This window comes from Paenibacillus sp. FSL R7-277, assembly GCF_000517965.1.
GTDB lineage: Bacteria > Bacillota > Bacilli > Paenibacillales > Paenibacillaceae > Paenibacillus_AQ > Paenibacillus_AQ silagei.
The window spans coordinates 1-12,561 of the sequence record NZ_ASPX01000010.1 but is presented as its reverse complement, the minus strand read 5'-3'; the positions used below and the strand labels follow the sequence as shown (position 1 = coordinate 12,561).

The window sequence follows — 12,561 nt, the reverse complement described above, 5'->3', positions numbered from 1 at the left end:
GAGGATGAAGAATGAACATTGACATTCAGGATGAAGGCGACAGCGGCAGCGGACAGGCGGTTGCTTTTACCGTTCAGGAGAACGAGGAGGTCCATGTGCTGCATCCGCAGCAGATTATTGCTTACCAGGGCCCTTCGGCGGGACGGGCCGACCGGTTCATGGATGTGAAGGGCATGTACCGCAAGCGCAAGCTGATCCGGGCGGATCTGACCGGCCCTTGCCGGTTCACAGCCGCGCTGCCGCCCGGCTACCGGGTCAAGACCATCCAGCTTGACAGCAAAAGCGATCTGCTCTACGACTTCAGGCACCTCTTCTTCTACAGCAAGGGCGTCACGATGCAGACGAGAGTGCTGAGCATGAAGAATATGCTGATTACCCGGGATATCGTCAAGGTCAAATTCTCCGGCCGCGGCAGCATCGGCATTCTGACGGAGGGCACGGTCTGCGAAGCCGAGCTGCATCCCTTCGATCCGCTCTATGTCGATGCCGGCAGTATTATCGCTTATCCCGAGAATGCCAAGCTTGAGCTGACGGTGTACGGCAACCATCTCGCCAGCCAGCATATGAGCTATCACTGGAAGATGACCGGCCACGGGCCTGTGCTGTTCCAGGCCGGACGCCAGAGCAGACGCTTCGAGCGCGACAATAATGAAGACGGTATTATCAAGCGCTTCCTGCGGGAAGCCCTGCCCTTCGGCGGTGTATTTATTAAGTAAGTGGAAACGGCATTGCCGTCCTTTTAAAGGACGGTACCGTTTCAGCGAGAAATAGAAGGATAAGTTATTGTGTGCAACATATAAATTCTTATATTTTAAGCAAAGAGCGCCCGCATGTATAACGCGGGCGCTCTTCTATATGTCCTATGCCGGAGTTACGCCAGATAAGCGTTCAGCATCCAGGCTGTCTTCTCTACACTTGTCCGGATGCCGATCAGCAGATCGGCGGTAGGCTGGTCGCTGGCCTCCTCTGCGCTAGTAATGCCCTGCTTCAGCTCTTCAGCTACGGCAGCGAAGTCTTGAACCAGCTGTACCACCATTTCCTTGGCGCTCTCACCGCCGGCAGCTTCCTTCAGGCTGGAGAGCTTCAGGTACTCTGCCATAGTAGAAGCAGGACGTCCGCCGATCGCAAGCAGCCGCTCAGCCAGCTCATCCACATAACCCGCAGCTTCATTGTACAGCTCTTCGAATTTCTCATGCAGGGTGAAGAATTGGGTTCCGCTGACATACCAGTGGTAGTGATGCAGCTTCACTCCCAGCAACGTCCAGTTCGCGGTCTGACGGTTCAGAACAGCATGCAGTGCAGTGTGGCTGTTAACTTGTGTACTCATTTAAATAACCTCCCGGAATGTGTATTCTACAATATATTGTATTTAGACTCGTTCTAAATATATATACAATTTAACACACTTTTTACTGTATTGCAATCTAATGTCCCGCATCCTTGATGTACTGCACATTCTAGCACTCCTCCGGGAGGCTATCCTATAATTTGAATCACAATTCTGCAAAAGCATATGGATTGACATAAATCACTCGAACCGGAAGAGAAGCTCACATCCTCCCGTAGGATGTCCCTTATACCGTAGGGATATCCGTCTCTGCCGCCCGTCCCAGTCCGCTGCGGAAGATGGCACGCATCTCCTCCCGCTTGCTCTTGGGGCTAAGCACATATACCGTATCTCCGGGCTCAATCACCGTGCTGCCATGCGGCGTCACGATGGTCTTGTTCCGTATAATGGCCGTGAACAGAATATCGTCCGGCAGGCCGATCTCTGCAATCTGCATGCCGGATATCGCCATCTGCCGGTCGATTCCGATATGATTGAATTCGGAATCAGTCTTCCCTAGCGCGACAAGCTCCATCAAGGATGGCTGGGATGCCTGCTCCCGGCCCACCAGCCTCAGCCGCGAGGCCAGAGGTGAAATGGTTGTTCCCTGAATCACTGCCGAGGTCAGAACAACGAAGAATACGACATTGAAGAACAGCCTGCCATGCGGCAGCCCCGCGAGCAGCGGGTAGGTCGCCAGGACAATCGGGACGGCTCCCCGGAGCCCGGCCCAGGAGATCAGTGTCTTTTCACGGAAGGAGAACCGGGACAACAGCAGGCTGAGGAATACGCCGAGCGGCCTTGCTAGGGCCATCAGAATCACGGACAGCAGCAGCCCCTGCCAGGCCACAGCCGCCAGCTCCTGCGGGAAAACCAGCATCCCGAGCAGAATGAACATGGCAATCTGCATCATCCAGGCAAAGCCATGACTGAAATTCATAATGGTGCGGTGGTACATCAGCTCGGAATTCCCCAGCACCAGCCCCATGACATAGACAGCTAGCAATCCGCTGCTGTGTACCATAGCCGAAACCCCGTAAGTCAGAACTGCAAAGCCGACCGCCATGACTGGATACAATCCGGTGGAGTCCAGATTAATCCGGTTAATCAGGTACACCGCCAGCTTGCCGATCATAATCCCGACCAGCAGTCCTACCCCCATCTCCCAGAAGAACGACAGCACCAGGCGCAAGATTGCGGTATCCGGGTGCTGCACCCATTCAATCAGCGACACGGTAAGGAATACAGCCATCGGATCATTGCTGCCGGATTCGGCTTCAAGCGTCGAGGTTAGCCGTTTGTCGATATTTTTGCCGCCCAGCACGGAGAATACCGCCGCTGCATCTGTCGAACCGACAATGGCCCCGAACAGGAAGCTCTCCGCCCAGGGCACCCCGAGTATAAATTTGGCAAAAACACCAACGATCACCGCAGTCAGCAGCACTCCGAGTGTAGCCAGCGACAACGCCGGCTTCAGAATCGGGCGAATATCCTTCATGCTCGTCTGCATCCCGCCCTCAAACAGAATCACCACCAGGGCAAAAATGCCGGCAATCTGCGTGAGCGAAGCATTGTTGAAATAAATAAAATGGCTGAGTACCATGCCGGCTGCAATAAACAGGACCAGGGCAGGCATGCCAAAACGGGTGGAGAATTTGGTGGAGAGCACGGCGATCAGCAGCAAAGCCGCCAGCAGCAGGATGATTTGATCTGCAAGATGAGTCATGAACCGGTTCACACCTTTCCCGGGAGCGGGTATTCGCCTTAGCCCCATGTATTTTATAGTATGTGTATGATTCGTTAGATAGAAAAAAACCCCGGTGGGCTGAATTCCACGGAGGTTATTATGCCGTCCTTCATTCTCTTGAATACACCTGCAGCTCCTGAATGGACCAGTAGTTGCCGCCGGAGCCTGTCTGGGTAATCTTGATATGCCGGGTCTTGACCGGGGCAAACGTAATCTTGGTCTTCTCCAGCTGGCCTTTGCCCGCTGCGACCTGTCTCCAGCTCTTGGCATCCTCCGATACGTGGACAGTGTAGCCGCGCGGATAGTCATATGGCGATAAAGGGTAATCCATATCTATAGCTTCTACCGTATGTTCTGCGCCCAGATCAATCTGGAAGTACTCCCCCGAGGCCTGATGCTTGACCGTATCCCAGCGGGTCCGCCGGTCTCCGTCAATGGCACCTGCCGGATTGGAAGCCTCCTTACTCACACTGGACGTCACCTTCCAGCCTGCCCGGTCCAGCGGGACAAGTCCGGTTGCTGTAATCTGTGTCTTCTCTGACATCACGCCAGAGCCGGACACTCTTACAGCATAAGTATAAAGTGTGCCTTCCTTCAGCTTGCTGTCGTTGTACTCGGTTCCCTTCACTGCTGTAGCGATGACCTTCAGCTTCTCGTCCGGGCCGTCTGCCCGGAGCACTTCATAGCTTGCTCCGGGGGCTTCCAGCCAGTTCAGATGCATCGATAATCCCTTGACAGCAGTCGCCTTCAGGCCCTGAGGCGCCATATCCGCCACCTCAGAGGAAGGCTCCAGAATGTACTGCACGCCTTCTCCCGGAGCCAGCGTCTCCGTGAATTCCAGCTCCGGCGAAGCAGCCCTGCCGGTTACATAGCTGCGGGCCTCCTCATAAGTATCGCCCTTGCCGAACCGTTCTCCTTCGTACTCCGTTTTCTTCGGCATAGTGACCTTAACCTTAACGGTCTGCTCCGTCTTCTCGAAATTGACGAAGTTCACCAGCACCTTGTTGGAGGTGGCCTTGCTGCCCGCCAGCGGCTCAAGCGTGGAGGTGTCCACTGCTCTTACGTAGACCAGCTTATCCTTCAGCTCCTCCTTATTGCTGATCTGGTAGGTCAGCGGAGCGCCGTGTGTAGCATAAGCCAGATCCAGCCTGCGCATGATACTGACGCGGGATTCTTCGCCTTCCTTGGTGTAGTAGATCTCTGTAGCCGCCGGATCATGATCCTCCAGATTGAAGCCGTATTTGAACAGGCTGAAATTCTTGAAGAAGGCGGCATGCTGCACGAACATCTCGGCATAGCCGATATGTGCCCGCATAATCCGGTCGAACACCGCTGAAGTCCGCTCCTTGGCCCCATATTGATACGCGTCCACATGGGAGTCCGAGGTGCCGAACTCGGTGGCGAGCATTTTTTTGCTAAGGCCGTCTACCGAGCCCCCGAAGGTCTTCAGGTTCTCCGTGAAGCTCCCGCCCTGTCCGAAAATATAGGAATCCCCATAAGAATGGCCATTCGTCAGATCCGTTACCGCTTCAAGCTCATCGCGCTGCTTCGGATCGCGTTCCCAGCCGTCCGGGTCTCCGCACTGCTTCACCGGACCCTTCTGATTGCCGCACGAGTCTTCGCTGTAGCCCGGCCAGTAGGCCCATCCGGGTGCAACCGTCTGCAGATGCGGTGCGATCGTCTTACCCTTGCTGTTCAGCCACTCGGCTATGGCCAGATTGACCGCTTTGGAACGGTTGAACAGGCCCGGTTCGTTATCCACCTCGTAATACTGGAAGTACGGGCTGTACTTCTGGAAATAATCCGTCAGCTTCTTCTCCGCATCCTCTGGCAGAGTTCCATCCGCCTTCAGCTTGATATCGCCTGTGTACAGATAGAGCGCTACGGCCTGCATATTGTAATCCTTCAGGACCTTGTAGTACTCCTCCATATTCTCACACGAGCGGCCTACATCGCTGGCACAGCTGGTCCGCATGATATTGCCGCTATAGGCTACACCCAGCCACTTCATAATATAGGGCAGATGGGTAACCGCCCCCTCGTCAAAATAAAACTGCTTGTTATTCACCACCGTCCCCGTCAGCGTATAGCTGCCGTGAATCGGCTCCTTAATCGGAGACTTCAGCGCCTCCAGACTCAGATTATCCCAGGTCCACCAGTTGTACTTATCCTCAGCCTCTGAGGAATAGATTCCCCTGGCCGTCCGCAGCGTCAGCTCGTTGGTGCCGCTGATGAGCTGCTCTTTGGGAATGTACAGCTCATAGGTTTTGCGGAAGTCGTATTTGCTGCCTGTTCCGGCAATCCCGGCGATCTGAATAATGCCTGAGAGCTGACGGTTGGAGAACACGCTCATCTGGGGAACGGATTTGTAAGCATCGATAATGCTCACGCGAAATAAGACCCCGTGCTCCGGGATCTTATCCAGCTCATACTGAATCCGCAGCTCCGGGTTGGTCTCCCCGTGCAGGCCGGAGGGCAGTGACTTCAGCTCTGCCGACCTGGCAGTGGTTGAGGCTATGCTGAGCGACTTCTTCACCCCGCTTGACCCTGCCGCCTTGAACTCACCGGCAGAGCCGTCATGCTTGCCAAGCTTCCATAGAACCGTTCCTTCCGGCATCTCAGGACCGGCATCCTTGGCCGCCGACAATGAAGACAGATCCACATCTGCTTCACCGTCCCTGGTCCCGTAATCTCCGAAGACAGAGACGGACAACAGAATCAAGATGATCAGTGCTGCAAATTTTAGTAGCCTGTGGAGATATTTACTGGGTTTCTTTTGAACTCTAGTCCTCATTCCCTTGTCCTCGCTTTCTTCCGGAATTCTGTGCTGCACCGGGCTAACGTCACGCTTCTTCCTCTGCGCGGCTTCCTTAAGGAAGCGTCAGCGCACTCTGGGGAATAATCATCTGCTTCTGGCTCTGGCTTCTCCACATCAGACTGACGCTGGCATCCCCGCGGTTCTCGTAATACTCAACCTTGATAGCATAGGGGGTACCCGCAGAGAGCGTGATGCTGCCCTCCTTGCTCGCACTGCTCTGGTTCTTCCAGCTGTCGATCAGGAGCTTGCCGCCGATCCATACGCGGATGCCGTCATCCGAAGAAGCGGTGAACGTATACTTTTCACTGTAGAGAGGCTTAAGGGTCCCGGTCCAGCGTACCGAGAATGAATCCTTGGGAAGGCCGGATGCCGGTGAATTCCCATGCCAGTTGAACTGAATGGTACTGTCGTTACGGGTAAGCAGCGGTGTGCCGGACAGGTCCATATTGCCATAATACTGGCCTCTCAGGCCGTTCCTTGAGCTTACAGCCGCCGCATGGGTTTTGGCACCCGCTGCGAGCTTGTAATCCTCCCGCGAGACCGTATATTTATGGTTCATGAAGCTTTGAATTTTCACGGTCGGGTTATTCTCCACCAGCATCTTGCCCCATGTCATCGTATATACCCATTTGCTTTGTTTTTGAGACATGATGACAGGGTCTGGCAGCTCTCCGCTCTCCCCGATGCCTATCGGTTTGCCGTCCGCAAGCTTCAGAAGGCTGTCATAATAAGACTGCTTGAAATCATTGTCATAAATGTCGGCGGCCAGAATATCCACCTTGGCGGTGCCGGGAAAATAGGCGGCATACGGCTCAGACGACTTGTTGGGGGCATTCGGATTCCACACCCACAGCAGATTGTTCAGCTTATGCGTATTCACCATGCGGTCATAGACCAGGTCCCACAGCTTCACAAAGTCATCCTTCTGCCCCCACCAGAACCAGCCGCCGTTCATCTCATGATAGGGCCGCCATAACACGGGAACTCCGGCATCCCGCAGCTCACCCAGATACTTGGCCACTTCATCCAGCTCGGCAATCAGAGCCTTATACTGCGGCGTTCCGGGAGTGACGTACTGCTTGAATTGATTCTGGCTAAGCGGCTTCTGCACATTGGTCCATACCGGCGCAGTTCCCGGCAGATTCTGATGGAAGGTCATGGCGACAATGCCGCCGCCCTTATGCCACCGGATGGCGCTGTCCACGACAGCCTGACGCTGCTTGGCAATGGTCGCCTTGGACTGGTTACCTATGGCTCCCAGCTCATAGCCATGCAGAACGGCATAGCGGCCGGTTGTGGTGCGGAGCTTATTATTGAATTCATCGGGGCTCTCCAAATAATCATGCTGGCCGGATATCATGCCCTTGCCGCTGAGATCGTGGAGATAGCTTAACAGTGCGGAAGCCTCCTTGGAGGCCGAAGGATTAATGGGCTTAATGGGAGCGGCGGCAGGGGAGGCCAGTGTGGTAACCTTGGCATCTGCCGGAAGACTGCGCCCTTCCCCCCATGGAAGCAATGAAAGGATAAGGATAAGAGGAAAAACAGTTGTAAATAGCCTGTACTTACGGTTAGTGTTCAATGTAATCTCCTTTCTCCAGCCACACCGCTTCGGCAGACCCCGGAGCGGTTACGCTTCCCGGATGGTCGTCTATAGCTTAGTAGCCCTGCTGGTAAGCAGGGCCATTAAGAGTGGCTTGCAGGATTTATAATTGTAACGTCTTAACCAGTAACAGCGCCAATGTTGAACACAGCTGCGGACCTTATGAGCTTACGAAGCGGAAGGGAGAAACAGCGCGCTTGCCGGAATGGTTCCTTTGGCCTGGCTTGGACTCTGCCACATCAGCCGCGCTTTTGCATCCCCTTGATTCTCATAATACTCTACCTGAATATCATACAGCTCGCCTGCGGTCAGGCTGATGCTGCCCATGCGTTCGGTGCCGCTCTGCTTCACCCAGCTGTCAATCACAAGCTCACCGTTCACCCGTACGCGGATACCGTCATCGGAATGGGTATAGATCTGATAAGTCTCCGTGTACAGCGGCTTCATCTTCCCGCTCCAGCGGACAGAGAAGAAGTCTATGCCGAGAGCGGCATCCGGCGAGCCTTGGCGCCAGTTGAAATCAAGCACAGCATCGGTACGCACTACAGCGGGTTCGCCCGATAGCGTCATGTTATTGAAGTATTCCGCGTACAGTCCATTGGCAGCAGGAACTTCTACCGGCAGATCCACCGGTGTTGCTGTAGGAGAAGGAACGGGAGCCGCTGTCGGCGTAGGCACCGGTGTTGGCGTTGGTGTCGGTGCTGGCGTCAGTGTTGGTGTTGGTGCTGGTGTTGGCATTGGTGTCGTTACTGGTGCCGGCGTTGCTGTCTGTGCTGGCGCTACTGTCGCTGCTGGTACCGTTGTCGGTACTGCTGTTGCAGCCGGAGCAGGTATGGATGTGTTGCCTGCTCTGGAGAAAAGCGCACTTGCAGGTACGGTTCCCTTCACCTGGCTGGGGCTCTGCCACATCAGATGGACATTCGCATCGCCTGCATTCTCATAATACTCTACCTTAATATCGTACAGTTGCCCGGCAGTCAAGGCTATGCTTCCTGTGCGGGCAGTTCCGCTCTGCTTGACCCAGCTGTCAATGACTGCTGTGCCGTTCACCCATAAGCGGATACCGTCATCCGATGTAGTATAGAACTGATAGGTCTCGCTGTAAGCCGGCTTAATCTGGCCGGTCCAACGGATCGAGAAGTAATCTGTGCCAAGTGCGGCATTAGGAGCACCCTGACGCCAATTGAAGCTGATGACCTCATCGTTACGCACCATAACCGGTGTCCCCGAGAGTGTCATGTTCTTGAAGTATTCTCCAAGCAACCCGTTCTGGGCAGGCTTGCTCTCCGTATCACCGGAGGTTGGGACCGGCTTCGGAATCGGCGCAACGGTTGGTGCCGATGTTGCGGTTGGCGTTGCTGTCGGTGTTGGCGTTGCGGTTGCCGTTGGTGTTACTGTAGGCGTTGGTGTTGCTGTAGGCGTCGGCGTTGCTGTTGGCTTAGGAGCCGCCGCCGGAGCAGACCAGGCCTTATATTGGTCACGGGTCAGTGTGTAGCTGTCGTTCATGAAATTCTTGATCGTTGCCGTGCTGTTATTCTCATAGAGCATCTTGCCCCAGTTCATCATGAACACGTAATTCTGCTGGGTCAGCTTCAGCTTCGAGATATTCGGCATTTCACCGTTCTCGCCGATGCCGATCGGTTTGCCGCCAGCCAGGCTGGTCAGATCATCATGATATTTATTCGAGTAGTCGTTATTATATATATCCGCTGCCAGCACATCCACTCTGTCCGCACCCGGATAAGTCCGTGCATAGGGATCAGAGTTGGCATTCGGCGCATTCGGGTTCCATACCCAAATCAGATTATTTAATTGATGAACGTTTACGAAACGGTCATACATAATATTCCACAGAGCTGAGAAATTATCTTTCTTCCCCCACCAGAACCAGCCGCCGTTCATTTCATGGTACGGTCTCCACAGGATGGGAACCTTGGCATCCCGCAGGCTTTTAAGCGAGACGGCTACTTTATCCAGATCGGTGATCAGCGCGTTATACTCCGTGGTGCCGGGGGTTACGTATTTGTTGAACTGTGCCTGGCTGATTGACTTTTGCACATTGGACCATTCGTACTTGGTACCCGGCAGATTCTGGTGGAAGGTCATGGCGACAATGCCGCCCGCTCTGGACCAGTTCGTCGCACTCCAGACAATATTTTTGCGTTGTGCAGCTACTCCGCTCTCACTCTGTCCACCGATTGCTCCAAGCTCATAACCATGCAGTGCGGCGTATTGTCCGCTTGTTCCCTTCAGCTTGTTGCTCAGCTCATCCGGACTCTCGAAATAGTCATGCTGCCCTGTAATAATTCCATTTCCCGAGATATCACACAGATTGTTCAGCAGCTTGACCGCCTCGGCTGAGGCATTAGGGTTCACGGGCGCTCCTGTAGAGGAAGCAGCCTTGACAGTGGACGGGGCGATTCCCAGTCCCACGGGTACAGCAGACAATACCACGGCCAGCGACAGCACAGCGCAGAGCAAACGAGACTTACGGTAAGTTTTCACAATATTCTCTTCCTTTCGGTAGCCAGGCTGCCACTCTTGCGAAGGCCCTATAGCTTTGCGTCCCTATCTTTCGATTAGGTTTGCCATTGTCGTTTTGGAAGGATCAATCCCTCTTACCGTAAGTATCGTCGATATGCAAATTTAATGTAGAGTAAAAACAAAATTTGTCTAAAAAATAGTTCTCAATACCTGATTTAAAATTGTAACAATTGGTTAAATAGATAAGTTAGACCTAAGAAATGAACTGATGTAGAGCGATATCCTCCCAGTCCAGAGTAATACGGATATTGTCTTCCTCTACCAGCTCAGACCCCGTCTGCACCTCAATGAACTCCACATCGGTAAGAGCAAGAATGGCATGCTTGGTCCCTTCCGGTATCCGCACCACATCTCCCGCCTTCACCGTATGCATCTTCTCATTGATGACAATGCTGGCTTCCCCGCTGACGAAGGTCCAGATTTCACTGCGTTTGTGATGCAGCTGATAGCTGATATTTTTGCCCTCGTTAATGAAGATCCGCTTGGTCAGCACCTCGTTGCCTTCATCATATTTCACATAATCGATCACCTTGTAGTGTCCCCAGCGGCGTTCCTCGTACATCGGTCTTTGTTCAAAAGTCTTCAGCACTTCCTTGATCCGCGGACTCTCGGCCTTATGCGTTACCAGAATGCCGTCCGGGCTGGCGGCGATAATCAGATCCTTCGCCCCGATGACCGTAATCGGAATATCCAGCTCGTTAATGAGGCAGGTGCCCTCGGAGTCAGCGGTGATGAAGCCTTTGCCGACATGGTTGCTGGTCATTTCCTCGGTCAGGGTGTTCCAGGTACCCAGGTCCTTCCAGAATCCGGCGTACGGCTGCACGACGATGTTCTCTTCTTTCTCTACCACTTCGTAATCGAAGCTGATGGAGGACAGCAGCTTATACTGCTTCTGCAGCTCCTCGTAATTCAGCGGCAGCCCTTTGCGCTGCAGGATATCCAGCAGGTAGCCCAGACGGAAGGCGAATACTCCGCAGTTCCAGAGCGCTCCCCGGCTGATTAGCTCCTCGGCCTGCACACGGTCAGGCTTCTCCTGGAAGTGGCTCACTTGCAGGTAACCATTCGCTCCCGCATCTGCGCCCGTTGGAATGATGTAGCCGTATTTCTCCGAAGCATGCTCGGGAACTACGCCCATCAGCGCCAGGTTCGCCCCGCTCACCAGCATGGTGTTCTCCAGTTGCAGCACCGTTTCAAAAAAGGAGGATTCCACGTATGGGTCCACCGGCAGAATCGCCACGGTCTCGCTTGGGGACACCCCCGCGATGGAATACAGGTAGGCCGCCGTCAGCGCAATAGCCGGGAAGGTATCCCGCCGCTCCGGCTCCACGATGATCGGCACCCCGCTGCCGAGCTGGCTCTGGATCATCTCCACCTGGCTGCGTCCGGTCGCCAGATAAGAGGACCCGGCCATGCCGTTCTCCTCCAGCTGTCTCCATACCCGTTGTACCATTGATTCCGGTTCACCTGCCGGACTTGCCAGTACCTTCAGAAATTGCTTGGAGCGTGAATCATTGGACAACGGCCAGAGCCGCTTGCCGGAGCCGCCTGATAGAAGTACTAGTTTCATAGTGAACCCTCCATATCGTATTGTTATTGGGTATTTCTTGTTGCGTCTGTGTGGTAAAAACCTGTCTGTTATGAGGGTCGCTGCAAGGAATTTTGGGCTTACGGCCGCTGTTGTATTTGGATTTCTTGATTAAAACCGCTTCTCGCGGTAGAAATCCAAATACAAAGGCGGACGCTAACGCTCCTACAGCTCCAAAATTCCCCTCCGCTCCATTTCATAACAGGCTTGTGATTTTATATCCGCTTCGCCCGCAGGCGAAGCTCCCGGCTAAAGATCCGATATTGCCGCTTGTTATAGCGGCAAGGGGGCCGGGCTGCCGCGCTATACTTGCAGCAGCAGCAGTTGAAATCCTGGTTGCCGGCAGCCTGCCTTCACGACAGTGAATCCCTGGTTGCCGCCTAGCTGTTCCAGCGGAGAAAGATTCAAAAGCTCAAAGACTCTTAAGTGCCGCTTGTTCCAAGGCGTCGCCGCTGACCTAGCGGCTGGAGAGAACAAGAGTATAGGGCAACAAAATCCAAGACAATGGAATTAAAGACCGGAATTCAAGACCTGGATTCAAGACTCTTGTGCCAAGGGCTCGCCGCACAAGTTCGCGGCGGCAGAAGCTAGTTAGTTAAGTACTAGGCACTAGTGCTCCTCATTTCCTCCATTTGGCCCATATCCGAGAAATCAGGTGCACTTATGCTCTTCATTTGCTCGTTTAGCCAACTTTCCCGGGATTCAGGGGCACTTGTGCTCTTCATTTGCTCCATTTGGCCCGCATCCGGGAAATCAGGGGCACTTGTGCTCCTCATTTGCTCCATTTAGGCAACTTTAAGCACCATCAGAGGGATTTATCTCCTTCATTTCATCGCTCAGCCCACTTTCGGCGCATTTAATGGGATTTATCCCTCTCATTTCGCCGTCCAGCCCGCTTTCGGCGCATTTAATAGGATTTATCCCTCTCATTTCGCCGTCC

The 12,561-nt window shown here is 54.0% G+C and carries 7 protein-coding genes and 1 riboswitch; of the genes, 1 reads left to right on the top strand and 6 read right to left on the bottom strand.

The genetic code is table 11. The annotated features are described in order from the left end of the window. The first annotated feature begins 11 nt into the window (after nucleotides 1-11). On the top strand, nucleotides 12-716 hold the full coding sequence (locus C173_RS05450) for an AIM24 family protein (RefSeq protein WP_036723116.1): 705 nt from the start codon (nucleotides 12-14) through the stop codon (nucleotides 714-716). 155 nt (nucleotides 717-871) lie between these two features. Here the strand turns inward: C173_RS05450 and C173_RS05445 are convergent, their stop codons facing one another. From C173_RS05445 to C173_RS05420, 6 genes are all read right to left on the bottom strand, one after another. Then, nucleotides 872-1,327: a Dps family protein gene (locus C173_RS05445; RefSeq protein ID WP_036723115.1), complete on the bottom strand. Its 456-nt coding sequence runs from the start codon at nucleotides 1,325-1,327 to the stop codon at nucleotides 872-874. 247 nt (nucleotides 1,328-1,574) lie between these two features. Continuing rightward, nucleotides 1,575-3,053 carry a potassium/proton antiporter gene (locus tag C173_RS05440; RefSeq protein ID WP_036723114.1) on the bottom strand — a complete coding sequence of 493 codons (1,479 nt, stop codon included), beginning with the start codon at nucleotides 3,051-3,053 and terminating at the stop codon, nucleotides 1,575-1,577. A gap of 130 nt (nucleotides 3,054-3,183) precedes the next feature. Then, nucleotides 3,184-5,868, bottom strand: a complete 2,685-nt coding sequence (locus C173_RS05435; protein WP_081751046.1) for a discoidin domain-containing protein — start codon at nucleotides 5,866-5,868, stop codon at nucleotides 3,184-3,186. Between the two features lie 76 nt (nucleotides 5,869-5,944). Then, nucleotides 5,945-7,408 (bottom strand): glycosyl hydrolase, encoded by a 1,464-nt coding sequence (locus tag C173_RS05430; RefSeq protein WP_235191791.1) that lies wholly within the window; start codon nucleotides 7,406-7,408, stop codon nucleotides 5,945-5,947. A gap of 252 nt (nucleotides 7,409-7,660) precedes the next feature. Then, nucleotides 7,661-9,997 (bottom strand): PA14 domain-containing protein, encoded by a 2,337-nt coding sequence (locus tag C173_RS05425; protein ID WP_081751025.1) that lies wholly within the window; start codon nucleotides 9,995-9,997, stop codon nucleotides 7,661-7,663. 14 nt (nucleotides 9,998-10,011) lie between these two features. Next, nucleotides 10,012-10,092, bottom strand: a riboswitch (cyclic di-GMP riboswitch). Between the two features lie 137 nt (nucleotides 10,093-10,229). Further along, nucleotides 10,230-11,603 (bottom strand): sugar phosphate nucleotidyltransferase, encoded by a 1,374-nt coding sequence (locus tag C173_RS05420; RefSeq protein ID WP_036723110.1) that lies wholly within the window; start codon nucleotides 11,601-11,603, stop codon nucleotides 10,230-10,232. Between the last annotated feature and the right edge of the window lie 958 nt (nucleotides 11,604-12,561).